This is a genomic window from Dermabacter sp. (genome assembly GCF_032550575.1).
Taxonomy (GTDB): domain Bacteria; phylum Actinomycetota; class Actinomycetes; order Actinomycetales; family Dermabacteraceae; genus Dermabacter; species Dermabacter hominis.
On record NZ_JAWFZC010000001.1, the window covers coordinates 658,216 to 683,773 of the forward strand.

A 25,558-nucleotide genomic window follows, 5' to 3' on the forward strand; every position below is an offset into this window, starting at 1 on the left:
TGCCATGACAACGAAGCGCACCCCTAGCCCTACCGATCACGTCGCGAATGATTTTGTTGAGCGCTCGATCGCTTTGAGCCCCATGACCGCCACGAGCCTCGGCGTCCCCGGCCAGGACCATCTCATGGACGACCTGTCCCCAGAAGGTCTTGAGAAAGGTGCTTCACTGACGCGCGAGACGCTCGCCGCCCTTGACGGCGTTGAGCGTGAGCATCCTGGCGACGATGTCGATCACGTGACGCGCGCAGCCATGCGGGAGCGCCTCGGCCTCGAGCTCGAGCATCACGACGCGCTCCTCACGCATGCGACCGTGAACAACATCGCCTCCCCCGTTCAAGGGATCCGCAGCATTTTTGACATGATGCCGAACGAAAGCGCCGAGGATTGGGACACGATCAGCGAGCGCCTCGCACGCGTGCCGGCGGCCGTCGAGGGCTACGCCGAATCGCTCCGATACGCCGCGTCGAAGGGGGTTCTCGCGGCAAAGCGCCAGCAGCTCATTGGCGCGGAACAGTCACGCTCCTTTACGAAGGCCGACGGTTTCTTCCCCTCCCTCGTCACCAAATCCGGCCTTGAGGGCCCGGCCCGCGAGAAGCTTGAACAGAATGTGAACCTCGCGTGCGAGGCCTATACGAAACTCGCAGAGGTGTTTGAGGAGCTTGCGGAGAACGCTCCCGAGAAGGACGCCGTCGGCCGCGAGGCCTACCAGCTCGGTTCGCGCACGTTCCTCGGCGAAGAGATCGACGTCGAGGAGGCATACGAGTTCGGTGTTGAGGAACTCACGCGCCTGATCGACGAACAGAAGCAGGTAGCCTCGCGCCTGAATGCGCATTACGGCAATGGCGGCGGCGATTCTATCGATGCCGCGATGGCCTCCCTAAATGCCGATGAGTCGCTCGTTCTTCACGGCACCGACAACCTCAAGGCGTGGATGCAGGAGCTTTCCGACGCGGCGATTCGTGATCTTGCCGGGACGCACTTTGATATTCCGGAGGAGCTCACGCGCCTGGAATGCATGATCGCTGAAACGGGCGCGGGCGGCATCTACTACACCGGCCCGAGCGAGGACTTCTCGCGCCCCGGTCGCATGTGGTGGGACACCCCCGCCGGAGTTGACACGTTCCGCACGTGGAGTGAAACCACAACCGTGTACCACGAGGGCGTGCCCGGGCATCACCTCCAGGTGGGCACGCAGCAGCTTCAAGCAGAGCGCCTGAACCGCTGGCGTGCGTCGTTCATGTGGGTGTCGGGCCACGGCGAAGGCTGGGCGCTGTACGCAGAGCGGCTCATGGAGGAGCTCGGCTATCTCACAACCGACGGAGAAAAGCTCGGCATGCTCATGGAGCAGCGCATGCGCGCCGGCCGCGTCGTCCTCGATATCGGTCTTCACAACGAACTTCCCGTTCCTGAACAGTTTGGTGGCGGGCAGTGGACTTACGAGCGCGGTTGGGACTTCGTCCGCGAACACTGGCGCATGGAAGAGCCGATTCAGCGCTTCGAGTATCACCGCTACCTCGGTTGGGCCGGCCAGGCCCCGAGCTACAAGCTCGGCCAGCGAGTCTGGGAGCAGTTGCGCGACGAGGCTCTCGCGCGCGGCACGTCTCTTCGCGACTTCCATCGCGAAGCGCTCGAGCTCGGCAGCCTGCCCCTTTCGGTGCTGCGCTCCGCTCTTTCGGCTCCCCACGGCAGCGGGGGTCGGTGCATGAACAGCGGGCTCCCCGGGGTGGGCGAAGGGGCCGACGACCGCCAAGCAACCGTCGGAACCCCACTTCACGAACCGCTCCTGCTCCTGGCCTCCCAGTCTGCCGGACGTAAGGCCGTGCTGACGCGTGCCGGGATCGAGTTCACGACCCTGCCCGCGGATGTGGACGAGGAAGCTGTTCTCGCCGCGGCACTCGAGTCCTCGGGCGAGCTGGCCTTCGAGGATCAAGTGCTGACACTCGCCAGAGCGAAGGCCGAAGCGTCGTGCGCGGCGAGCGAAGGTGGGTATGTCGTTCTCGGCGGCGACTCGATGCTCGAGATCGATGGCGCCCTCGTAGGCAAACCCCGCACGGCAGATGCCGCACGCGAGAGGTGGCGGGAGATGCGAGGAAAGAGGGCGCGACTTCATTCGGGGCACTGGCTCATCGATGATCGCGACCCGCTGGATGGCGGAACCGGGGCGACGTTCGGCAATACGGCATCGACAGATGTCTATTTTGCCGAGCTTTCCGATGCCGAGATCGACGCGTACGTGTCGACGGGCGAACCGCTGTGGGTTGCGGGCGCCTTCACGATCGACGGGTACGGCGGCCCCTTCATTGAACGCATCGAGGGCGATCACCACGCGGTCATCGGTCTGTCGCTTCCGCTTCTTCGCCGGATGCTCGCGGAGATTTCTCTCCCGATCACTGACCTTTGGCGTCCAACGTCCTCGTCGTAAAGCTCTTTCGTCTACGGGCGGTATATGCTCGGAAGGTTGCTGAGCACTTCGCCCGACACCTGAAAAGGATCCCGAATGCCTAAGCCCGCGCTCCATCGACCGTTCCGCACGGTTCTCATTGCCAATCGTGGTGAGATCGCCGTACGCATTGCCCGTGCCTGCCGCGACGCCGGGCTGCGATCGATCGCCGTGTATTCCGACTCGGATCGCGACGCTCTGCACACGCGCGTCGCTGACGAGGCCTACGCCCTCGGCGGAGCGAGCGCCGCGCAGAGCTATCTCGTGATCGACAAGCTTCTCGACATCGCGCAGCGAAGCGGCGCTGAAGCAATCCACCCGGGCTACGGGTTCCTGTCGGAGCGTGCGGACTTCGCGCAAGCCGTGATTGACGCTGGCCTCGTGTGGATCGGCCCCAGCCCCGAGGCCATCGAGAAGCTCGGCGACAAGGTCTCCGCACGCCATATTGCCCAGGCGGCAGGAGCGCCGCTCGTTGCGGGCACCAAGGATCCCGTCAAAGATTCGGGCGAAGTGGTCGCCTTTGCCAAGGAGCACGGCCTCCCAATCGCCATCAAGGCGGCATTCGGCGGGGGCGGGCGCGGTTTGAAAGTCGCGCGTGAGCTCAGTGAGGTGCGCGAGCTCTTCGACTCCGCGACTCGCGAGGCAATCGCATCGTTCGGCCGTGGAGAATGCTTTGTTGAGCGCTACCTCGACGCACCGCGCCACGTGGAAACGCAGTGCCTCGCCGATAGCCACGGCAACGTCCAGGTCGTCTCTACCAGGGACTGCTCGCTCCAACGACGCCACCAGAAACTCGTCGAGGAGGCGCCTGCACCATTCTTGAGCGACGAGCAACACGCGCGCCTTGTCGAATCGTCGAAAGCGATTTTGAAGGAAGCCCACTACGTGGGGGCAGGCACGTGCGAGTTTCTCGTGGGCCAGGACGGCACCATCTCGTTCCTCGAAGTCAACACGCGCCTCCAGGTTGAGCATCCCGTGACCGAAGAGGTCACGGGAGTCGACCTTGTGCGCGAACAGTTCCGCATCGCCGCGGGCGAGAAAATTTCCCCCGTGGATCCTCAGACCCGCGGACACTCCTTTGAGTTCCGCATCAACGGCGAAGACGCGGGGCGAGGATTCCTCCCCTCCCCCGGGCCCGTCAAGCTTTTTGAACCGCCCCTCGGCCCGGGCGTGCGCGTGGACTCGGGCGTGCGCACGGGTGACTCGATTTCCGGCTATTTCGACTCCATGCTCGCGAAGCTCATCGTGACCGGTGCGACCCGCGAGGAGGCGCTCGAGCGCTCACGTCGTGCCCTCGCCGAGTTCCGTATCGACGGCATTCCCACCGTCATGCCCTTCCACCGACTCGTCGTCGACGATCCAGCATTCGCACCGAGCGATCCGGATACTCCCTTCGCCGTGCACACGCGCTGGATTGAGACGGAATTCTCGGGTGACATCACCCCCTCCGCTCTCCCGAACGCCACGGACGACGTCGAGGATCGCGAGGACGTCATCGTCGAGATCGACGGGCGCAAGGTCGAGATCTCGCTTCCCGCGTCTCTGCGCGCGCCTCGTGCAGCCACTCCCCAGCGCCGCAAGCGTCGCACGAGCAGCGCCCGGAGTACCTCGGCCGGCGGCCATGCGGTGAGCGCACCCATGCAGGGAACCATCGTCAAGATCGCCGTCGAGGAGGGGCAAACCGTCGCCGACGGTGACCTCATCCTCGTCCTTGAGGCGATGAAAATGGAGCAGCCGATCCTTGCGCACCGGAGCGGAATTGTGACGAACCTCGACGCGGAGATCGGCGCCACGGTTTCCGCGGGTGCGCAACTCTGCTCGATCGAAGATTAGGCGGTCCCGCGCGGGTAGGCTTGTCGCATGACTGACAATGCACACATGACACCCGACCCGTACCTCCTCGCCAAGGACGCGGCAAACGTCCTGCGCGAGGCCTCCGGCATCGAGCGGATTGACATTGCCGTGACGCTCGGATCCGGCTGGTCCGGGGCAGCCGAGCTCCTCGGCACGGAACTGTTCAGCACTCCCGCCGACGCGATCCCCGGTTTCCAGAAGCCCTCGGTCAAAGGCCACGTCGGGACCCTCCGCATCTTTGAGATTTCCGGCGGGGCCCGCGTACTCGTGCTCGGTGCCCGCACCCACTATTACGAGGGCCACGGCGTAAGCGCCACGGTTCACGGCGTGCGCACCGCTGCCGAATTCGGCGCGACGACGCTCGTGCTGACCAACGGCTGCGGCGGCCTGAACGAACAGTGGAAGCCGGGTAGTCCCGTGCTCATCACCGATCACATCAACTTCACGGGTGACAGCCCGATCACGGGTGCGACCTTCGTCGACCAAACCGACATCTACACACCGCGCTTGCGCGAGATCGCGAAGTCAATCGATCCGGGCCTCGACGAAGGCATCTACATGCAATTTCGCGGACCGTTCTACGAGTCCCCCGCAGAGGTCCAGATGGCGCGCGTTCTCGGTGCGAGCCTCGTGGGCATGTCGACCGTGCTCGAGGCCATGGCTGCGCGCGAAGCAGGCCTCGACGTGCTCGGCTTCTCGCTCGTGACAAACCTTGCCGCGGGGATCTCCCCCACGCCACTCAACCACGAAGAAGTCGTTGAGGCAGGGCACGCTGCGGCTCCGCGCCTCGCGAAGCTTTTGTCCAGCACCATTCACGCCATCGCAAAGGAGAGCGACCGATGAGCGCGCTCGAGCCAAACCTTGCTTCCCGCGCGCGTGCATGGATGGAGGATGACCCGAACCAGAGCACGCGCGAGGAACTCAAGCATCGCATTGCCGCTGCTGAGGAGGGCAACGAGGCCGAACTCGCCGAACTCGAAGGAGCCTTCGCCGGAACTCTCCAGTTCGGCACCGCCGGTCTTCGAGGTGCGATGGGCCCCGGCCCGAACCGCATGAATGTTGCGGTCGTGTCGCGCGCCGCGGCAGGCATCGGCGCCTACCTCAGCGATGTCGTTGGGAAGGCACGCATCGTGATTGGCTACGACGCGCGCTACAACTCCCGCACGTTTGCCGAAACGAGCGCCGCTATCCTCACCGCTGCCGGCCACGAGGTCATCCTGATGCCCCACCACTGGCCAACTCCCGTGCTCGCGCACGCCGTGCGTGCGAAGAGTGCAGATTGCGGCATCATGGTGACGGCTTCCCATAACCCCGCACGGGACAACGGCTACAAGGTCTACCTGGGTGGCCGCGCCGCAAGTGAAGACGGCAACGGCGTGCAGATCGTCCCGCCGGCCGACGCGGATATCGCCGCGAAAATCGCCTCCGTGGGAGCGGTGCGCGACATTCCCCTCGCCGAAAGCGGGTGGGAGACGATGCCCGAATCCTTCGTCGACGAGTACGTCGAGGCTATCCTCCCGATTATTGAGCGAAGCGACGCGACCGATACGGGTGCGGCTCGCGCCGCACGTGCGAACCTGCGCATCGTCCACACGGCCATGCACGGCGTCGGTAGCGCGACGATGCTCTCCGCCTTCGAGAGCGCTGGCTTCACGGATGTCCACAGCGTGAAGGAGCAGCAAGAGCCAGATCCCGACTTTCCGACCGTTCCCTTCCCGAACCCGGAGGAAAAGGGGGCGATCGATCTCGCGGCAAAACTCGCCGAACAGGTCGAGGCAGATCTGGTCATTGCGAACGATCCCGACGCGGATCGCTGTGCCGCCGCCATTTATGACCCGCGCCGCGAGGTGTGGCGCATGCTGCACGGCGATGAGCTGGGACTGCTTCTCGCGACCTACATTGCGGACCACCGCGAGGTCGAGGGGGCATTCGCGAACTCGATCGTGAGTTCACGCTCCCTCGGGGCGCTCGCGAAAGCTCGCGGATACGCGAGCACCCAGACCCTCACGGGCTTCAAATGGATCGCCCGCGCACACAACGTTGCGTTCGGGTACGAAGAAGCGATTGGCTACTGCGTGCTCCCCGATGTCGTCAAGGATAAGGACGGCATGTCGGCGGCTCTCGCGATCGCCGAGCTCGCCGCCCTCACGAAAGCACACGGCGCGAGCCTAGTCGATCTCCTTGACGACCTTGCGCGCGAATGCGGGCTCTACCTCACCTCGCAGCTTTCGATCCGGGTGAGCAACCTCGACCGCATCGGCGAGATGATGACCACCCTCCGCACGACTCCCCCGAGCGCGCTCGCGAACTCGCCTGTGGTCGATGTCCGCGATCTCGCCGAGGGGTCGCTCGAGACCACGGGCCTGCCGCCCACAAACGGCATGTTCCTGCTTGCCGAGGACGACTCGCGTGTGATCGTGCGCCCGTCGGGAACCGAGCCGAAGCTCAAGGCCTACCTCGAGGTCGTCAGTCCTATCGCGGCAGACGCGAGCTTTAACGACCTCTCGGCCGCACGTGAACGCGCGGCCGAGAAGCTCGAACTTATGAAGAAGGAGCTCAGCGAGCTCCTTGGCGCCTAGAGCCTAGGAACGCGCCTCTAGCTCATCGAGGATCGCCGCGGAACCGGACAGGCCGAGCCTGTTTGCGCCCGCGGCGATCATCTCTTTCGCGGCTTCGAGTGTGCGGATGCCACCCGAGGCCTTCACGCCGAAGTCTTCACCCACGGTTTCGCGCATGAGCGCGACGGCGTGGGCGCTCGCACCGCCGGCGGGATGGAAGCCCGTGGAGGTCTTAACGAAATCGGCGCCCGCGCGCTTAGCCGCCTCGCATGAGGCAACAATCTGCTCATCGTTGAGCGCTGCGGACTCGATGATGACCTTGAGAATGACGGGCCACGGCGCGGCCTCGCGCACAGCGCGGATCTCCTGCTCAGTGAAGTCGCTGTCGCCCGCGATAGCGCGACCCACGTTGATGACCATGTCGATCTCTTCGGCCCCCTTCTTGACCGAATCGGCGGCCTCGTAGGCCTTCACTTCGGGCGCTACCTGCCCCGAAGGAAAACCGCACACGGTCGCGACGTGGACGCTCGTCTCGATCGGGAGCATCGATGGCGACACGCAAATCGAGTAGGTGCCAAGCTTCTCAGCCTCGCGCGCGAGAGCCGCGGCGTCGGCCGGAGTCGACTCGGGCTTGAGGAGCGTGTGGTCGATCATCGCGGCCAGCTCGTCGTAGGACACGGTGGTGTTGTCGTTGTGATTTGTCATGCGTTCATTCTCCCACGCGCCGACCGGGGCTCTCTCAAAGCCGATGGGCATAGGATGAGGTTCCGTGAGTCATCCCCCAATTTCCCAAAGCCCCGCCTCGATGCATCGCCCACGCACCGGCGCGCCCGCGCGCCGCATCGTCCTTCTCTCCGGCCCTTCGGGAAGCGGCAAGGGGCGCCTTGCGGAGCACTCAGGCTTGCCCGTACTCAATCTCGATGACTTCTACCGCGACGGCGATGAAGAAGGTCTACCCTCCGCCTTTGGGATCGTGGACTGGGACGATCCGGCCTCGTGGCGCGCAGGCGACGCTCTCGCAGCCCTTGAAACCCTCTGCTACGAGGGAGCGGTCGAGGTTCCCACGTATTCGATTTCGCAGTCCCGGCGCACGGGCACCCGCATCTTTAGTGCGGAGGAATCTCCGCTTGCCATTGCCGAAGGCATTTTCGCAGCCGAACTCGTCACCGCCCTCGCCGAGCGCGGACTTCTCGCGGATGCGATCGTCCTCGATCGTCCCGCCGCCCTCGTTTTCGCCTTGCGCTTCGTGCGCGACGTTCGCCAGGCGCGCAAGCCGATCCCCACTCTCGTTCGCCGCGGTCTCGCACTCGCCCGTTCCCAGGGTCGAGATGTCGACGCATGGGCGGGAGCCGGGATGCGCCGCCTCGCACTCAGGCCGGCCCTCGCCCGCCTTGGCGGGCTTGAATGCCTGTGGGAGGCCGACGCTCGCTCAGCAACCGTCGAACCCGCGCGCTCGCGCGAGGCACCGCCCACAATCACGGTGTCTGCCGTGTGCTTCTACGGCAAGTCCCAAGGCGAGTGGCAGGTCCTCGGCGTCCGCAAGCGCGGGACAGAGAAGTTCATGCAGCCGGGCGGAAAACCCGAAGCGGGCGAAACTCCACTCGACTGCGCGGTGCGGGAGATTCACGAGGAGCTCAATCTCCGCCTCGATCCGGAAAAACTCACGCACCTTGGGCATTTTCAAACCGCCGCTGCGAACGAAGCCGGTACTCTCCTCATTTCCGATGTCTTCCTCGCGCCCGAAGTTGCGAGCCCCGAGGAGTTCACCGCGCACGCAGAGATCGAAGAGGTGCGGTGGTTTCCGATCCACCCCCAGCCGGGCGAGGCGCACCTCCTTGCCCCGCTGTTTCGCGACGAAGTGCTTCCGCGCTTACGCGCGAAACTCAACGCCGCACGCTGAGCAGCGAAAGGGGCAGGTCCCCATTCGCTCTTTAGGCGATCCGGTCGAGCACGAGTGATCCGCGCTCGAAATTCTCGACGTCCTCGATGCACCACGCGCCTTCGATCGCTTCGAGGGAGCGCGCAAAACGATCCTCGGTATCGGTGAGGAGCGTCGCGAGAACTTCGCCCTTCGTAACGCGATCGCCAACGGTCTTGTTGAGGCGCACGCCCGCGCCGAACTGGACGGCTTCGCCGGGCCGCGAACGGCCAGCACCGAGGCGCCAACCGGCAACGCCGACCTTCATGGCATCGAGGCCGGTTACACAGCCGTCGGACTGCGCGATGACCTCGTGGCTGTGCTTCGCGACGGGGAGTGCGGCGTCGGGGTCGCCGCCCTGAGCGCGAATCATGGCCTTCCACGTGTCCATCGCGCGGCCATCCTTGAGCGCGGCGTCGACGTCAACGTCCGTGACACCCGCTGCGGCAAGCATTTCGGTCGCGAGGGCAACGGTGAGTTCAACGACGTCTGCCGGGCCACCGCCGGCGAGAACCTCGACGCTTTCCTCGACCTCGATTGCGTTGCCGACCGCGCGCCCGAGCGGGACGGACATGTCGGTCAGGAGCGCGACGGTATTGACGCCCGCATCGGAGCCAAGATCGACCATCGTGCGGGCGAGCTCCCGCGCCATCGACTCGTCTTCCATGAACGCGCCCGAGCCGGTCTTCACGTCAAGCACAAGGGAGGCGGTGCCTTCGGCGATCTTCTTGCTCATGATCGAGCTCGCGATGAGGGGAATGCAGTTCACGGTCCCCGTCACATCACGCAGCGCATAGAGCTTCTTATCGGCGGGGGCTAGGCCGCTTCCCGCCGCGCACACGACCGCACCAACGGTCTCGAGCTGGCGCATCATTTCATCGTTCGTGAGATTTGCGCGCCAACCGGGGATCGACTCGAGTTTGTCGAGCGTACCTCCCGTGTGGCCGAGACCGCGGCCGCTGAGCTGCGGAACAGCCACCCCGAAGGAGGCGACAAGCGGAGCGAGCGGAAGGGTGATCTTATCCCCCACGCCACCCGTGGAATGCTTATCGGTCGTCGTCTTCGACAGGGCGTCGAAGCTCATCCGCTCGCCCGAAGCGATCATGGCCTTCGTCCACAGCGCAATCTCTTCGCGGTTCATTCCGTTGAGGAAGATCGCCATCGCGAGCGCACTCATCTGCTCCTCGGCAATCACACCGCGCGTGTACGCATCGATCGTCCAGGCGATTTGCTCGGGCGTGAGCTCGCGCTTGTCTCGCTTGGCGTGGATGACATCAACCGCATCAAATGCTTCAGCCATGGGGTGTCCTTTCGACTGTGTCAATTGAGAAAATGCGCCTACGCCTCGGGCGCGGCAGCATCGAGATCGGCGGGGCCGAACGATTGGGGAAGCATCTCGTCGAGGCTCGCCTCCCCTTTCGGCGTCAGGATCGTGAAGTCGCTCGCCGCGTGTTCGGCGAGAAGTTGCCGGCAGCGGCCGCACGGCATGATGACCTCGCCGAGCCGGTTGACGCACACGAACGCACGGATCTTCCCGCCACCGCTCGCCATGAGCTCTGAGATCATGCCGCATTCGGCGCAGAGCGTCACACCATAACCGGCGTTCTCGACATTGCACCCGCGTACGATGCGCCCGTCGTCCACGAGCCCCGCGGCCCCCACGGGATAGTGCGAATACGGGACGTAGGCGCGGGCAGCGACCGCGCGCGCGGCTTCAAGCAAAGGTTCGAAGTCGGTCATCGCCGAGGCTCCTACTGCTTGATGTACGGCTCGCCATCGGCAGCGGGCACGCGAACCCGCCCCACGAAACCGGCGACCGCGAACAGCGTCACGACGTACGGCAGCATCGCGAGGAACTCCGAGGGCACGGTGGCCTTGTGAAGGTCCGGCGGAAGAGAACTCGAGAGAATGCCGAGGTTCTGTTGGAGGGCAGTCGCGAACGCGAAGAAGAGCGCCGCACACATTGCTCCAACGGGGTGGTAGCGGCCGAGGATCATGGCGGCGAGAGCGATATAGCCCTTGCCCGCGCTCATTTCCTTCGCGAACGCCACGTTCGTGCCAATGGTGAGGGTCGCGCCGCCGAGGCCGGCGACGGCCGAGCCCAGGAGAACATTGCTCCAGCGCGTGCGCGCAACGTTAATGCCCACGGTGTCGGCGGCGAGGGGGTGCTCGCCAACGGCACGTACGCGAAGACCCCAGCGGGTCCAGAAAAGCGCGGTCGTGAGGATGGCAACGATGACCCACATGAGGTACACGAGAATGTTCTGGTCAAAGAGCGCGGGGCCGATCACGGGGATATCGGCGAGAACGGGAACGCGGAGGTTCGGCAGCCGCATGGGGGTGTTGAAGTGTTCCGGATCCTGCTTCATAAGCGTTCCAAACAGGAAGCCCGTGAGGCCGATCGCGAGCACATTCAGCACCACACCGACGATAATTTGCTGCACGTGGTAACCAACCGCAAAGAGCGCGAGCAGTGCACCGATCAGGAGCGCGACGATCGGCGCGGCGATCATGCCGATCCACGGGCTACCCGTCATCGAGCCTACGAGCGCGGCGCCGAACGCGCCGAGTAGCAGCTGGCCCTCGATCGCGATGTTGACGACGCCCGCCCGCTCCGACAGCACGCCCGAAAGCGCACCGAACACGAGCGGAACCGCGAGGGCAAGAGTCGCCTGGAGGAGGTAGCCGAGGTCGAGTGCCTGACCCGCGACGGCCCACACAAGGAAGTCAAAGGCCCACAAAACTCCGAAGAGAACCTGCAGGAGCGCTTTCGTGCCGCGCGGCCACGCGAGGTTTTTCGCCTGCACGATCCACGCAAGGACCGCGAGGGCGACGAGAACGAGGCCCAACACCAGCGAGGTTGCTTGCGCGGGCATCGAAATTTTCTGTGGCACCCCCATGTCGGTAAACATCGACTCGCGGGCGATTGCGAATGTCGAGTCGTGCCCGGGGACCGCCCCGAGGCAAAACCCTGCGAGGGCCACGAGCGCAAAGACGCTCAGGGCAACGGGCATGTGCCACCAGTTCGGGAGACGTCCCTTGACGGTGTCGAGAACGACGACGTCGTCCGTGGGAAGGGCGCGGGGATCCTGAACGCTCATCTCATGCCTCCTTCGAAGCGTCGGCGGAGTCGGCTGCGGGTGCGCTTGCCCGGTGGCTGCCGGCTGCGGCGGGGGTTACGGTTCCGACGGTTGCCGTGGAGGCGTCGGATTCCTCCGTCGCGGGAGCGGCACTACCCGCCGGTGTGTCGTCGTCCTTTTTGTCTCGCGCAAGGAACGAGAGACCGGTGAGGGTCCTCACGAGCGGTGGCGCGGCAATGAAGAGCACGACGAGCGCCTGGACGATGCTCACAAGGTCGATCGGGACTCCCTGGTTCGACTCCATGAACCGACCACCCACGCCGAGGGCCGCGAAGAGTAGACCCGCAAGGAGGATCCCGATGGGGCCCGAGCGGCCGAGGAGCGCAACCGTGATCGCGTCGAAGCCGACGTTGCCGGCGATTCCGCTCGTGAGGCGGTGCTCGGTGCCGAGCAAGTGAACGGAGCCGGCCAGACCCACGAGTGCGCCGGCGACGACCATGACGAGGAAGCTCGTCGTGCCAACCTTGATGCCCGCGACTTGCGCGGCGCGGGGGTTTTCACCGACGGTCCGGAACTTGAAGCCGAGCGAGCTGCGCGTGAGCAGCCACCACATGAACACGCCTGCGAGGAGCATGATGAAGATACCGGCGTGCAGACGGTAACCGGAGATGAGAATGGGAAGCTGTGCATTCACGGCGACGTTCGGCGAGATGGGCTGCGACGAGTTCGCTGCGGTGAAGGCCTTCGTCGTCAGGAGGAAGCCGAGAAGCGAGACCGCGATCCAGTTGAGCATGATGGTCGAGATGACCTCGTTCGCCTCGAATCGCGCTTTGAGGAAGCCCGCAATGCCGCCCCACACCGCACCTGCGAGTGCACCGACCGCAAGCGCGACAATGAGGTGGACGACAGGCGGAAGGAACGTCCACGTGAATCCGACGTATCCGGCCATTGCAGCACCGATGAGGAGCTGACCGGTGCCGCCGATGTTGAACATGCCCGCCCTGAAACCCACGGCCATGCCGTAGGCGGCGATGATCAGCGGAGTCGCGACTGTCAGTGTCTCGAACAGAGGGCGCCACATGAGGGCGGTCGTACGCGCGTTGTAGTCGAAGATAGCGCCGCGGAACATCGCCTCGTACGCCCCGGCGATCGCTGCCCACGATGCCCCAAAGAAATCGCTCGGGCGCGCGAAGACATAGCCGAAGGACTCACGCACATCTTCATTGGCGATCAGGATGAGAACGCTACCGATGATCGCGGCAATGATGAACGCACCGATGACGACCGAGACTTCGCTGCGGCCAATCCGCTGCGCGAGGGTGCGACTCGACGCGGTATTTTTCTCGCTCACGAGAGCTCTCCTTCCTCGGTCAGGGCGCCCTCACTCAGCGTTCCCGTTCCGTTAGCGACGGCCTCGCGAGCCGCCTCGGCGGTGTACCCGGCCATCATGAGGCCCAGCACTTCGCGGCTTTCGTCTCCAGGCACAATCCCGAGGATCTCACCGCGGTACATCACCGCGATGCGGTCGGCAAGCTGGCACACCTCGTCGAGTTCGGTCGAGACGATGATGACCGGGGTTCCCTTATCTCGTTCGAGAACGATGCGCTTGTGAAGGAACTCGATCGAGCCGACATCAACGCCGCGTGTGGGCTGAGAGGCGATAAAGAGCGAAAGGTCTCGCGAAAGCGCGCGGCTCATGACGACCTTCTGCTGGTTGCCACCCGAGAGGGATCCAACGGGAAGGTCAATTCCGGCCGTGCGAATGTCGAACTCCTTGACCTGGCTTTCGGCGTGCGTGCGAATCGTGCCCGGGTGAAGGGAGATTACCGAGCCGAAAGGCCTGCGGTCGTGTTGGTCGAGAACAAGATTCTCAGCGACCGAGAACGACTTCATGAGGGCGTCTTCGGTGCGGTCCTCGGGAACAAACCCGACGCCCTCGTCCAGGATTCGTTTCGTGCTGAGGCCCACGAGATCCTTGCCGTTCAGGACGGCGTGACCGCTCACGTTCTCCTGAAGGCCGAGGAGAGCTTCGGTGAGTTCCGTCTGGCCATTGCCCTGAACACCCGCGACACCGAGGATTTCTCCCTCGTGGACGTCAAAGCTCACGGAGTTCAAAAGCTTGAGCCCCTGCGAGTCCGTGACCGTGAGGTCCTCAACTCTGAGGGCCGCCTTGCCGCCCTTCGGCTCAGACTTCGCAAAGTCGAGGGCCACCGGACGGCCCACCATCAAGTTTGCAAGTTCGGTTTGCGGCGCGCTTGGATCGGCTGCGCCCACAACCTTGCCGCGTCGAATGACCGTGATACGGTCCGCGACTGCCTTAACCTCGCGCAGTTTGTGGGTGATGAACACGATCGATGTGCCCTCATCCTTCAACTGACGCATGATCTGCATGAGCTCATCGGTTTCCTGCGGCGTGAGCACCGCCGTGGGCTCGTCGAGAACAAGAACCTCGGCGCGGCGCGAAAGCGCCTTGATGATCTCGACTCGCTGCTGCGCACCGACGGGGAGATCTTCGACCTTTGCGTCCGGGTCGATGTCGAAGCCGAAGCGCTTGGAGATTTCGCGCACCTTCGCGCGTGCTTGGTCGAGGTCGAGGAAGGCGCCCTTCGTAGGCTCGTGGCCGAGCGCCACGTTTTCCGCAACGGTGAAGACCGGGATGAGCATGAAGTGCTGGTGCACCATGCCGATACCGGCGGCCATAGCATCTCCGGGGCCCGCGAAATGCACGGGCTGATCATCGATAAGAATCTGGCCGCCGTCGGGCTGATAGAGCCCGTACAGAACGTTCATGAGGGTGGACTTACCCGCGCCGTTTTCGCCGAGGAGCGAATGAATTTCGCCCTCGTTGATGACCAGGTCAATGTGGTCATTGGCTACGAGCGAGCCGAACACCTTCGTGATGCCTCGCAGTTCGAGTTTCACGAGCGCTGCCTTCCGTGAGTCACACGGACCCCGCGGGCCCGAGGGGTGTGGATTCGAGTATAAGGGGGATGGGCGTGCTGGCGGCCCCCTCCCGCGGGAGGGGGCGGCCGCCAGTCTACTTATTGATGATCGTCACAAGTGACTGAGTTCCGAGACTCAGTGCTTGGGCGAAGCGGGCGAGGTTACTTCGATCTCGCCACTGACGATCTGCTTCTGGAGGTCTTCGACTTCCTTCTTCAATTCTGCGGGGATCTTGCTATCGAACTCGTGGTAGGGAGCAAGACCGACGCCACCGTTTTCGAGGGTGCCCACGTACGGCTCGTTCGTGAACTTGCCTTCGGCAGCCTCCGTGCCGGTCGTCTCGACTGCGGCTGCAATCTCCTTCATCACCGAGGTGATGATGACGTCCTTCGCGTCGGGGTTGGTCTCCACGCCATCGGAGTCAACCCAGACAACCATGACGCCCTCCTTTTCCTTCGCGGCCGCGAGGGTGCCTGCACCGACGGGGCCCGCGACGGGCATGATGATGTCTGCGCCCTGGGAAATGAAGCCTTCGGTCAGAGCCTTACCCTTGGTCTGGTCATCGAAGTCGCCCGTGAACGAGCCGTCTTGGCTGTCCTTGTTCCAGCCGAGGAGCTTGACGTTCGTGCCGTGCACTTCGTTGTACTTTGCGACGCCATCGGCAAAACCGTCCATGAAGATCGTCACCGAGGGGATCTTCGCACCACCGTAGGTCGCAACGGTGCCGGTCTTGGTGGTACCAGCAGCCACGTAACCAGCGAGGTAGGCCGCCTGAGCGGTATCGAACGTGATCGGCTTGACGTTATCGACCTCGACGGGGTTGCCGTCGGCATCCTGAGCGGTCGAGTCGATGATGGCGTAGTGGGTATCGGGGTTTGCTTCGGCCTCAGTCTTGAGGGTCTGCGAGAAAAGGAAGCCAACGGCGTAGATGAGGTTGCAATCGCCCTGCACCATGTTTTGCAGGTTCGGCGAGAAGTCAGCTTCGCTCGACGACTCGGCGGTCTGCACCTTGTAGCCCTTGTCCTCTTTGAGAGTCGTGAGGCCGTTGAAGCCTGACTCGTTGAACGACTTGTCGTCGAAACCGCCCGAATCGGACACCATACAGGCCTTGAAATCGCCGCCCTTTCCAGCACCCGAATCGGAGCCGGACTGTTCGGGCGGGGTGCCGCAGGCGGAAAGAACGAGGGCGCCAGCACCGAGCAGTGCGGCCGCGCGGGAAAGGGACTTCACGATTGCCTCCAACGTGAGGGGACCAGTTGAGGGTACGCCCGGCGGGTCCGGGCGTCCTCCTCCTAATGTAACGCTCCGTTAACCTGAATGCACTCCCAGACTCGGAATCTGGAGAGCATCCGTCAGAAGCCTATAAAAGGCCCTCCAGTCCCTCCGCTTCTAGGCGCTTCACGAGTGCCCCGACGTCTTGCGATTTCGCCTCGTCCACGACTAGCAAAACGTCCCCTGCTTCGACGACGCTAATGCCATTGAGACCAACCAGAGCGATTGGGCGTTTGGAGTTCGAATACACGCGCGCCCGAGAATCCACACTCACGACCTTGGCGGTCCCCGCGACATCCACGCCGCCCTCGTTCTCCTTTTCGCCGCGCGCCACTCGCGCGAGCGCCCGAAAGTCGCCGATGTCGTCCCACGCGAAGCTCGCGGGCACGACGGCGACCGCCCCGCGCGAGGCGAGCGGCTCCGCGAGCGCATGATCAATCGCGATCGGCTCGAGGCTCGCCCAGATCGCTTTGCCCTCCCTCGAAAGCTCTCCCCCGGTCCCCTCGAGCGCGAGAGCTCGTGCGGCGTCGCTGATCTCGGGATGGAGATCGTCGAGGGCTTCTAGCAGCACACGCGCCTTCACAACAAACATCCCCGCATTCCACATGAAACGTCCGCTTCGCACGAACTCGTCAGCAGTTGCGGCGTCCGGTTTTTCGACGAAACGGGCGACGTTTAAAGCTCCCGCGGAGCGCAGGGCAATCGCGTCCTCATCGGCCGCATCTGACGGGCAGGTCTCGATGTACCCGAAAGCGCTCGACGCCGACGTGGGTTCGATCCCGATGGTCGCGAGATAGCCGAGTTCCGCAGCGGCGATCGCGCTGTAGACACCCTTCCAGAAGTCTTCCTTCGGTGCGATCACGTGGTCAGCGGCGAAGGAGCCAATGATGGCACCGGGGTGCTCGCGCTCCGCAAGCGCGGCAGCCCACGCGATCGCTGGCATCGAGTTTTTTCCACTCGGCTCGAAAAGGATCTGGGCACCATCGCCAACCTGCGCGGCGACTGCCTCACGGTGCGCACGCCCCGTCACGATAATTGGCCGCGCCGAGGACAGGGGCGCGAGACGCTCGAGAGTGTTGATGAGGAGACTCGCACCATTGCCCTCAAGGTCAAGGAGAAACTTCGGGTGGCTCTGACGCGAAAGCGGCCAGAGCCTCGTGCCCGAGCCTCCAGCCGGAATGACGGGAATAAACGGGGAGGAGGTGGTCATAGGCCAAGGCTAACGGAGCTGGTGCGTCAACGCTGAAAGAGACTCTGCCCGACGAAACCGCCCTCGCGGCACCCGGGAAGGACCACAAACACAGCCGAGCCAATCGGCGTCGTCCATGTATTGAGCAAGTCACCGTCGGAAAGCCGCTGTTGCATGGGGACGAACTGTTCGTCGACGTCGCGTTGATAGCTCACGAAAATAAGCCCGGTATTCGAGATCTCGCTCCCGGTGGGTGCGTCGTCGTAGTTGAAGGGCCGTCGAAGAATCTGCTCATGCTCGTGGTGCGTACCGTCGTCCGCCAACCTCGCGCGCCGCATATGGGAGTATTCGCCGATCACGTGAAAACCGTGCTTGTCTTTCGCGGCAAAATCGGCTTCGCCGTTTTCGCCTGGCCCACCGGCGAGCGGGGAGCCGTCGGACATCCGTCGCCCCACGGAAAACTCGCGAGCCACGCGGTCCGCACGGTCCCACTCGTCAACGTCCATCGCGATCCTGCGCACCACCATCGAACAGCCACCGGCGAACGGACCATCGTTGATCCACACGTGCGTGTCGAGACCGCTCCCCTCGGGGTTCACTGTCCCGTCAATCTGCCCAAACAGATTCCTTTGAGACCCCGTGGGGGCAGCAAAGCGCGCATTCCTGAAACCCTTTTGCACCCAGGTGAGCGTGCAGAACGCGCGCGAATCCTTGAGCAGCATCCGTTGAGCGTGGGCGAGCGCGATCGGGTCGTCCGATTGCAGGGCGATCAGCACGTCTCCGCCCGACCAACGATCCTCGAGCCTATCGATCTCAAACGCCGGCAGCGGCCTCAGCCACGAGGGCGGCTCAACACCGGCGAGCGCAACCGCCTTCTCACCGAGCGCAAACATGACCCGGAGCCGTGCGGGCGCATCGGCGAGTTCGGGCTCCGTGTCGGCGAGCGGGGCACGCCCCTGCGTCAGCCTCGCAGCATCGTCGCTTAAGAGCCTCAGCATTCGTTCGAGGCCGCTTCTATCGGTTTCCGGTCGAAGGCCAAGGGCGATGAAGACCCCGTGCGCGAGTGGTGGCTCAGCGATGCCCGCCTGGTGCGGGCCATAAAAGCTCTCGCGCGCCTCGCCCACGATGCGGCGCTTGTCGAGCTCCTCCTCGGTAGGGATTGGTGCCGTGCGCTCGGGATTCTCCTCCGCTGAGGCGTGGTACGCGCTCGCCCCCGCAGCGCCAAGACCGACTCCCGCAGCTCCTACGAGGCCTGCGGCGAGAAAAGCTCGCCGGTCACCATCGGGTCTCACTGGCCGTCGTCACTGCCCATGTCGTCATAGTTTTCCTCCGCGCCCGCGAAGTCCTTGACGACTGCGGTGAAGTCCACGTCATCCATCCCCTCGATTTCGAGGGTGAGCGCGATGCTCTCGCCAGCGGCAAGGGGCTTCGTCAGCCCCATGAGCATGATGTGGGGGCCACCGGGTTCGAGCATGAAGCTCTCGCCGGCCTTGAGCGTGAATCCGCCCTCGGCTTCGCGCATCGTGCTCTTACCGTTTTCTGTCACAACCTCGTGGAGCATGCACATGTCCGCCGCATCGCATCGCGCGCCTGTGACCTGCACGCTCTCCTTTGCACCGCCCGCATAGGTGAGGGACGCGAAGACTGCCGTCATGTCCGTGTCAGCGGGGTCTGCTGCCTTCGCCCATGCGTCGGTCACCTTCACGCTGCCATCGTGAGCATCCGTGGCCTCCGACGGTTGCTGCGTTTTCGATGGGGCGTCCTTCTCGGGCAGTGCCGAGCATCCGGCGAGGGCAACCATGCCGAGACTCGCGAGCCCTACAAAACCACGGCGATTGATACTCCACCGAGTGTTCACCACTGTCACATCGCTTTCTGCCAGTGCCCCCAGCCTTCGCCGGGGGCACGCCTATCTTTTTCTGCTCGAAATTTACTCGTAAGTCACGACGAGTGGGGCGTGATCACTCCAGCGCGTGTCGTAGCTCGCAGCCCTGTCGACGCGTGCGGACACAGCCCGCGTGGCGAGTTCCTTCGAGGCCAGGTGGTAGTCGATCCTCCAGCCCGAATCGTTATCGAAGGCTTTCCCGCGCTGCGACCACCACGTGTACGGCCCGGGCACATCGCCAGCGAGCGCGCGGTGCACATCAACCCATTCCCCCGCCTCAAGCAGGCGATCGATGTAGGCGCGCTCTTCGGGAAGGAAACCCGCGCTCTTGAGGTTGCCCTTCCAGTTCTTAATGTCGAGGTTCGTGTGCGCGATATTGAGGTCTCCCGTGAGGAGCACGTGGCGCCCGCTCGCACGCAATTCCTCGAGGCGCGACCAGGCGCCCTCGAGCATCTCGTACTTATCGACCATCGTTTGAGGCTTGTCGACGTTGCCCGAGTGCATGTACATGGAAATCACGGTTAGGTCCATGCCGTCGCCGAGTGCGTCCTCGACGTCGAGTTCGAGCCAGCGGCCGGTGTGCGAATCCGCCTCGAGGTTAGGAAGCAAGCGTCGGACCTCTCCCACGTTCGCTCCTTCGAGCCCCTCGCGCACCGCAATCGCAACCCCCGCGCGGCCCTTGAGCATCGAGGCGTGTGCGGCCGACCGCCACCCCTGTCCCACGAGTCCCTCGACGAGGTCCTCGGGAGCACGCACCTCCTGGAAGGTGACGACGTCTGCGCCGCACGAGGCAAGCCACTCCCCCATACCTTTGCGAGCCGCCGCCCGAATGCCGTTGACGTTAACCGTCGCCACCGTGAAAGTCACACTTACTCCTTCATTCATCCACGGGCGCGCTCGCGCCCGATTTGACGGGGAGGAACCCGCCCCACGAAGGACGGGTCCCTGCCGTCAGTCACCCCACGATCGTTCTACACAGTGAACGTGCAAGGCAACTCGGGTATCAGCGCTTAGCCTTTTCGGCTTCCCACGCGCGCTCGGCCGACTCGACAACGTTCTGCATGAGCAGCGCGCGAGTCATGGGTCCGACGCCACCCGGGTTCGGGCTGATCCAGGCGACTTTCTCCTTAGCAGCGGGCTCGACATCGCCCTTGATCTTCTGCTTACCCGTTTCCGGATCCGGTTCACGCGTTACACCAACGTCGAGCACAACGGCATCGTCGCGAAGGTCGGCCGCCTTCACGAGATGTGGCACCCCGGCAGCGGCGATCACGATGTCGGCCTGCTTGAGGAGCTCCGGGAGGTTCTTAGTGCCAGTGTGCGTGAGGGTGACGGTCGCATTATGCTCGCGACGCGTGAGGAGGGACGCGATGGGGCGCCCCACCGTCACGCCACGGCCTACGACGACAACGTGCTTGCCGTTGAAATCGATACCGTGACGCTTCGCGAGTTCAATCGCGGCGCGCGGCGTGCACGGCAGCGGGGTGGTGATGGGCTTGTTGACGTTGAGCACGAGTCGGCCAAGGTTCACGGGATGAAGACCATCGGCATCCTTTTGCGGGTCGATGTACTCGAGAACCGCGTCGGTATCGATGTGCTTCGGCAAGGGAAGCTGCACGATGTAGCCCGTGCAGGCCGGGTCGGCATTGAGCTCATCGAGGACTGCGAAGAGTTCCTCCTGAGTCGTCTCCTCGGGCAGGTCCTTGCGAATCGAGTTGATGCCGATTGCCTCGGAATCGCGGTGCTTACCGGCAACGTAGATCTCCGAGGCCGGGTCCGCGCCTACGAGCACGGTCGCAAGGCCAGGGCGAACCGCGCCTTCAGCAACGATCTTCTCCACGCGTTCGCGCAGTTCTTCCTTAATGGTCTTCGCCGTGGCCTTGCCGTCAAGAATTTGTGCAGTCATAGCGTCCTTACTCCTTGCGTCGTGAGTTCTCAGTATTGGGTGAGGTCGGCGTACAGGGGTGTGTTTTCCACGAGCGTACGAACGCGCCCTCGAAGCTGCTCGACATCCCCCTTGCCGGTAAGTGCGGTCGCGATGATGTCGGCGACCTCCGTGAATTCGCTCGCACCGAAACCACGCGTCGCAAGCGCCGGCGTACCAATGCGAAGACCCGACGTCACGCGCGGCGGACGCGGATCATTCGGAACCGCGTTGCGGTTCACGGTGATGCCGATCTCGTGAAGGAGATCCTCGGCCTGTTGCCCGTCGATCTCAGACTTGCGGAGGTCAACGAGTACGAGGTGAACGTCGGTGCCTCCTGAGAGGAGCTCGATGCCGGCCTCTTTCGCGTCAGCCTGACCGAGGCGCTCAGCGAGAATCTGCGCGCCCTCGAGCGTGCGCTTCTGGCGTTCCTTGAACTCGTCGGTCGCCGCGAGCTTCAGAGCGACCGCCTTCGCAGCGATCACGTGCATGAGCGGGCCGCCCTGCTGGCCAGGGAACACCGCCGAGTCAACCTTCTTCGCGAAATCCTGCTTGGCGAGAAGAAGGCCCGAGCGGGGACCCGCGAGAGTCTTGTGAACGGTCGTCGAAACGACATCGGCAAACGGCACCGGGCTCGGGTGGAGACCTGCGGCCACAAGACCCGAGAAGTGCGCCATATCGACCCACAGCTTCGCACCAACTTCATCGGCGATCGAGCGGAATGCTTCAAAGTCGAGCTGGCGCGGGTACGCCGACCACCCGGCAACGATCACGTTCGGGTGCGCCTCGAGCGCTTGCGCGCGCACACGATCCATGTCGATGCGGCCGGTCTCGGGATCGACCTCGTAGGCCGCGATGTTGTAGAGCTTGCCCGAAAAGTTGATCTTCATGCCGTGGGTGAGGTGCCCGCCGTGCGCGAGGGAAAGCCCCATGAGGGTGTCGCCAGCACTTGCGAGAGCATGCATCACAGCCGCGTTGGCGGACGCGCCCGAATGGGGCTGCACGTTCGCGTGATCAGCACCGAAAAGGGACTTCGCACGCTCAATTGCCAGGTTTTCCGCGACGTCCACGAACTCGCAGCCACCGTAGTAGCGCTTACCCGGGTAGCCCTCGGCGTATTTGTTCGTGAGAACCGACCCCTGGGCCTGAAGAACCGCCCGCGGAACAAAGTTCTCGCTCGCGATCATTTCAAGGGTGGTTTGCTGGCGATGCAGTTCCTGATCGAGAACCTTGGCGATCTCCGGGTCGACCGTGGCAATCGAATCGCTATGCGTGCTCATATGCGCTCCTTCGCGTACTAAGACTTATGTCCTGCTCGAGTGTAATCACTTAGTGAGCCAGGCAACAGCGCCAGATGAGCAAGCGTCGGCTCCGCGCCTACGCACCTATCCGAACATTCAGACGCACCGGCTCAGGCTCGAGCCACACCCCGAATCGATCGTGGACCACGGAGCGTACATGGTTCGCAAGCTGCGCGATGTCTTCGCTCGTTGCCTCACCGCGGTTAGTGAGAGCCAGCGAGTGTTTGGTCGACAGTGCCGCACCGCGCCTATCCGGTGTGAGCGTGAATCCCCTTTCGAGGTTCGAATGACTGATGAGCCATGCGGCACTCGTCTTAATTCCGCCCTCAGCCTCGTAACGGGGCGCTGCCTCAGGCAGCCGCGCAGCCTCCTCGTGCGTGAGGATCGGGTTCGTGAAGAAGCTTCCCGCGCTCCACGTATCGTGATCGCCCTCATCAAGGACCATACCCTTGCGCGCACGGATGTCGAGGACGGCCTCGCGGACCTCACGCATCGGCGCGCGCTGCCCCGGCTCGATGCCGAGTCGCTCGGCAAGCTGCGCGTACCTCACGGGAGCCGAGAGGGAGCCGAGGTGGTGCTGGAAGGTTACCGAGAGCACCACGTAACGGCCGGTCGCGCCGCCACCGGGCATCCGCGTACGTTTGAAGATCGAGTCTCGGTACGCGAACTGGCAGTCGGCAGCAAAGAACGTCCGAATCGTATTCTCGAGCCGATCCCACGTGCGTACACGAGTGATGACAGAGGACACTTCCTGCCCGTACGCGCCGACGTTTTGCACGGGAGTGGCACCCACCGTTCCCGGAATGCCTGAAAGCGCTTCGATCCCAATCATCTCGCGCTCGACCGCGTACGCAACCGCGGCATCCCACGTGGTCCCAGCGAAGTATTCGACGCTCGCACCGCCGCAGGCAGGCGCAAGCGGAGTGCGGTCTTCGACCCGCGCCTCGCCTGTTGTCGACACCTCACAGGTCGCATCGATACACGTCGGGCGATCCTCACCGACCGCGCGTACAACGGTTCCCTCGAAGGGGGCGTTCGACGCGACGAGATTCGAACCACCGCCCAGGACGAGCAGTTCCTCGCCCGCCGCATCGGCGTCGCGCACGGCAGCGATCAGTTCCTCTTCGGTGCGTGCCTCGACGTAGTGCTTGATCTCGCCACCGATGCGAAGAGTCGTGAGGTCCGAAAGCTTCACGCGAGCCTCACCACCGCGCGGCACTTCGTCAGCACTTTGTGCCCGTCAACACTCGCCGTGATGTCAATGCGCGCGGTGCCCTCTTCAGGGGTCAGGAGTCCGACGGCTGCCTCAATATCAATGTCGACGCCACCGAGCGCAGGCACCTCGATCGGGCGCGTAAAGCGCGTCTCGTACGACACGAGTCGGCCCGGATCGCCGAGCCAGTCGAGAACGGGGGCAATCACGGTGCCCATCGTGAGCATGCCGTGTGCGATAACGGAGGGAAGCCCTACCTCGCGTGCGAACGCATCGTTGTAATGGATCGGGTTAAAGTCGCCAGAAGCACCCGCATAGCGCACGAGGCTGTCGCGCGTGAAACGTCGCGTCTCGCGTGCAACGACATCGCCCTTTGCGAGGGTTTCGAGCGTGGGAGTGGTGGGAATGGTCATGATGCCGGTTAGCCTTCCTCGCCTCGAACAACGAGCGACGAACGGACGCTCGCGACATGCGCGCCTGCCTCATCGGTAAAGTCCACACGAGTCGTCACCATCGCGTGCGGCCCAACCTGCTTGAGAGCTTCGACGGTGAGGCTGGGAGTGAGTTCGTCGCCTGCCACAATCGCGCGACTGAGGGCGAAGGACTCCTCGGAGTGGACGACGCGCGAAAAGTCGATTCCGGCTTCCGGGTCGTTGATGTAGCGTGCCTCTTCTGCCTGGGCGAGCGTCACGAGGAATGTGGGCGGCGCGATAATCGCCTCGTAACCCGCGGCGCGTGCAGCATCCTCACTCACCGTGAGGGGATGCGTGTTACCGGTAGCGGCGGCAAACTCGCGGATCTTCGTTTCCGACACTCGCACGCACGGGCCACTGTCGTACACGCGGCCCGCGAAGTCAGGATTCGGCGATGCCATTGGTTCTCACCCTTCGATCGGTTGTGCGGCCCTCTAACGGCACGCATAGGTTCTCATCGTATCCGGTCGCTCAGCGCGGCCCGTGGTGGTGCGCCCCGGACCGTACTGCACAGCAAAAAGCCACCCTCGTGAGCGGCTCAGCGGAGGGGTTCCGGAGAGCACACCCGGGGTGGCTTTTTGATGAGTATGTGCGTATGGATCAGCGGGTTTCGCGGTGAACCGTGCTGCTGGCGCACGTCGAGCAGTACTTCTTGAGCTCGAGGCGGTCAGGGGTGTTGCGACGGTTCTTCTTGGTGATGTAGTTGCGGTTCTTGCAATCTACGCACGCCAAGGTGATCTTAGGACGCACGTCAGAGCTTTTTGCTGCCATGACTCGCCTCTTTCCGTTTCGCGCGCATCTTGCATACGCGGGTCCTATCGCCTGCGTCATGCAGGCACGTCAACACGCCAGGGAAACCTGGAGTGGTACCGAGGGCGGGGATCGAACCCGCGACCTCACGATTATGAGTCGTGCGCTCTGACCGTCTGAGCTACCCCGGCTCGATCGGAACTGCGGCCCGACACCGATGCTTCGGTGCCGGGCCGCCATCCGATCAGAGCCCTGAAAGGGAATCGAACCCTTGACCTTCTCCTTACCATGGAGATGCTCTGCCGACTGAGCTATCAGGGCAACGCGTGAAAACTTACCGTGTTTTGCCACTCTAGGCAATTTGGGAAAGTCCCCGGTGCGGCGGATCACAGCCACTTTCGTGGAGGTGATCTGCGTGGCAGGTGAGGGATTCGAACCCCCGAAGGCTGAGCCGTCTGATTTACAGTCAGATCCCTTTGGCCGCTAGGGTAACCTGCCTTGCTCGCCGAATACGTCACCTCTTGAGGTTTCATATCGCGAAGCGAACCTGATCAATACTAGCGATCCTTTGCGCTTTCGTCCACGCAGATTGGCTGCTGGGAGCCGTGTTCCCTCTCACAGGATGTGCACGCGGCCGAGCCGGATCTTCCCGTGGGTGGGCGCCGCAGCCGTTTGAACCGCGGCGCCCACCATTCTTTCCCCCTTCTCTTCCCCCTCGTCTTCGCGTGCGTCTCCTCTGTCCCATGGTGCACCGCTCT

The 25,558-nt window shown here is 63.7% G+C and carries 22 protein-coding genes and 3 tRNA genes; 5 read left to right on the plus strand and 20 right to left on the minus strand.

The window, feature by feature from the left end; translation table 11 throughout:
- Positions 1-4: 4 nt before the first annotated feature.
- The 4 genes from E6X30_RS03035 to E6X30_RS03050 all read left to right on the plus strand — a co-directional run bounded on the left by E6X30_RS03035 (position 5) and on the right by E6X30_RS03050 (position 6,873).
- Positions 5-2,422, plus strand: coding sequence for a DUF885 family protein (locus E6X30_RS03035; RefSeq protein WP_316335698.1), 2,418 nt, complete (start codon positions 5-7; stop codon positions 2,420-2,422).
- A gap of 75 nt (positions 2,423-2,497) precedes the next feature.
- Entirely contained in the window at positions 2,498-4,273 is a 1,776-nt protein-coding gene (locus E6X30_RS03040; RefSeq protein WP_016665042.1) for a biotin carboxylase N-terminal domain-containing protein, read from the plus strand.
- 27 nt (positions 4,274-4,300) lie between these two features.
- The gene (locus E6X30_RS03045) at positions 4,301-5,137 is read left to right on the plus strand and encodes a purine-nucleoside phosphorylase (protein WP_016665043.1); all 837 of its coding nucleotides are present in this window, start codon (positions 4,301-4,303) and stop codon (positions 5,135-5,137) included.
- On the plus strand, positions 5,134-6,873 hold the full coding sequence (locus E6X30_RS03050) for a phospho-sugar mutase (protein WP_016665044.1): 1,740 nt from the start codon (positions 5,134-5,136) through the stop codon (positions 6,871-6,873). Before E6X30_RS03045 ends, E6X30_RS03050 begins: the two co-directional genes overlap by 4 nt.
- Positions 6,874-6,876: 3 nt before the next feature.
- On the opposite strand, the gene deoC is transcribed toward E6X30_RS03050, so the two are convergent.
- Positions 6,877-7,557: a deoxyribose-phosphate aldolase gene (deoC, locus tag E6X30_RS03055; protein WP_040387064.1), complete on the minus strand. Its 681-nt coding sequence runs from the start codon at positions 7,555-7,557 to the stop codon at positions 6,877-6,879.
- A gap of 64 nt (positions 7,558-7,621) precedes the next feature.
- Here deoC and E6X30_RS03060 point away from each other — a divergent pair, with 64 nt between their 5' ends.
- A complete protein-coding gene (locus E6X30_RS03060) occupies positions 7,622-8,752 on the plus strand; it encodes an NUDIX domain-containing protein (RefSeq protein WP_016665046.1) in 1,131 nt (376 codons plus the stop codon).
- Between the two features lie 31 nt (positions 8,753-8,783).
- On the opposite strand, the gene E6X30_RS03065 is transcribed toward E6X30_RS03060, so the two are convergent.
- From E6X30_RS03065 to E6X30_RS03155, 19 genes are all read right to left on the minus strand, one after another.
- Positions 8,784-10,070 (minus strand): thymidine phosphorylase, encoded by a 1,287-nt coding sequence (locus E6X30_RS03065; RefSeq protein WP_016665047.1) that lies wholly within the window; start codon positions 10,068-10,070, stop codon positions 8,784-8,786.
- Positions 10,071-10,108: 38 nt separating this feature from the next.
- The gene (locus tag E6X30_RS03070) at positions 10,109-10,510 is read right to left on the minus strand and encodes a cytidine deaminase (RefSeq protein WP_016665048.1); all 402 of its coding nucleotides are present in this window, start codon (positions 10,508-10,510) and stop codon (positions 10,109-10,111) included.
- Positions 10,511-10,521: 11 nt separating this feature from the next.
- Complete coding sequence (locus E6X30_RS03075) at positions 10,522-11,871, minus strand: ABC transporter permease (RefSeq protein WP_016665049.1); 1,350 nt, start codon at positions 11,869-11,871, stop codon at positions 10,522-10,524.
- Between the two features lies 1 nt (position 11,872).
- Positions 11,873-13,201, minus strand: a complete 1,329-nt coding sequence (locus tag E6X30_RS03080; protein ID WP_016665050.1) for an ABC transporter permease — start codon at positions 13,199-13,201, stop codon at positions 11,873-11,875.
- The gene (locus tag E6X30_RS03085; protein ID WP_016665051.1) at positions 13,198-14,772 is read right to left on the minus strand and encodes an ABC transporter ATP-binding protein; all 1,575 of its coding nucleotides are present in this window, start codon (positions 14,770-14,772) and stop codon (positions 13,198-13,200) included. The genes E6X30_RS03080 and E6X30_RS03085 overlap by 4 nt, the downstream gene beginning before the upstream one ends.
- A gap of 156 nt (positions 14,773-14,928) precedes the next feature.
- Entirely contained in the window at positions 14,929-16,023 is a 1,095-nt protein-coding gene (locus tag E6X30_RS03090; protein WP_016665052.1) for a BMP family protein, read from the minus strand.
- 130 nt (positions 16,024-16,153) lie between these two features.
- A complete protein-coding gene (locus E6X30_RS03095) occupies positions 16,154-17,275 on the minus strand; it encodes a mannose-1-phosphate guanylyltransferase (RefSeq protein ID WP_070457801.1) in 1,122 nt (373 codons plus the stop codon).
- A 26-nt stretch (positions 17,276-17,301) separates the two neighbouring features.
- Entirely contained in the window at positions 17,302-18,546 is a 1,245-nt protein-coding gene (locus tag E6X30_RS03100; RefSeq protein ID WP_070457799.1) for a Dyp-type peroxidase, read from the minus strand.
- A complete protein-coding gene (locus E6X30_RS03105) occupies positions 18,543-19,115 on the minus strand; it encodes a copper chaperone PCu(A)C (protein ID WP_051120669.1) in 573 nt (190 codons plus the stop codon). Before E6X30_RS03105 ends, E6X30_RS03100 begins: the two co-directional genes overlap by 4 nt.
- A gap of 69 nt (positions 19,116-19,184) precedes the next feature.
- Positions 19,185-20,006, minus strand: coding sequence for an exodeoxyribonuclease III (locus E6X30_RS03110; protein ID WP_016665056.1), 822 nt, complete (start codon positions 20,004-20,006; stop codon positions 19,185-19,187).
- A gap of 136 nt (positions 20,007-20,142) precedes the next feature.
- A complete protein-coding gene (locus E6X30_RS03115; protein ID WP_016665057.1) occupies positions 20,143-21,045 on the minus strand; it encodes a bifunctional methylenetetrahydrofolate dehydrogenase/methenyltetrahydrofolate cyclohydrolase in 903 nt (300 codons plus the stop codon).
- A 29-nt stretch (positions 21,046-21,074) separates the two neighbouring features.
- Positions 21,075-22,343 carry a serine hydroxymethyltransferase gene (gene glyA / locus E6X30_RS03120; RefSeq protein ID WP_016665058.1) on the minus strand — a complete coding sequence of 423 codons (1,269 nt, stop codon included), beginning with the start codon at positions 22,341-22,343 and terminating at the stop codon, positions 21,075-21,077.
- 97 nt (positions 22,344-22,440) lie between these two features.
- Positions 22,441-23,559: a UDP-N-acetylmuramate dehydrogenase gene (locus tag E6X30_RS03125; RefSeq protein WP_016665059.1), complete on the minus strand. Its 1,119-nt coding sequence runs from the start codon at positions 23,557-23,559 to the stop codon at positions 22,441-22,443.
- On the minus strand, positions 23,556-23,990 hold the full coding sequence (locus tag E6X30_RS03130; RefSeq protein WP_016665060.1) for a MaoC/PaaZ C-terminal domain-containing protein: 435 nt from the start codon (positions 23,988-23,990) through the stop codon (positions 23,556-23,558). The genes E6X30_RS03125 and E6X30_RS03130 overlap by 4 nt, the downstream gene beginning before the upstream one ends.
- Positions 23,991-23,998: 8 nt before the next feature.
- Positions 23,999-24,451, minus strand: coding sequence for a MaoC family dehydratase N-terminal domain-containing protein (locus E6X30_RS03135; RefSeq protein ID WP_016665061.1), 453 nt, complete (start codon positions 24,449-24,451; stop codon positions 23,999-24,001).
- A 199-nt stretch (positions 24,452-24,650) separates the two neighbouring features.
- Positions 24,651-24,821, minus strand: a complete 171-nt coding sequence (gene rpmG / locus E6X30_RS03140) for a 50S ribosomal protein L33 (protein WP_016665062.1) — start codon at positions 24,819-24,821, stop codon at positions 24,651-24,653.
- A 93-nt stretch (positions 24,822-24,914) separates the two neighbouring features.
- Positions 24,915-24,991, minus strand: a tRNA-Met gene (locus E6X30_RS03145).
- Positions 24,992-25,048: 57 nt separating this feature from the next.
- A tRNA-Thr gene (locus E6X30_RS03150) sits at positions 25,049-25,121 on the minus strand.
- Positions 25,122-25,216: 95 nt separating this feature from the next.
- Positions 25,217-25,298, minus strand: a tRNA-Tyr gene (locus tag E6X30_RS03155).
- Positions 25,299-25,558 lie beyond the last annotated feature (260 nt).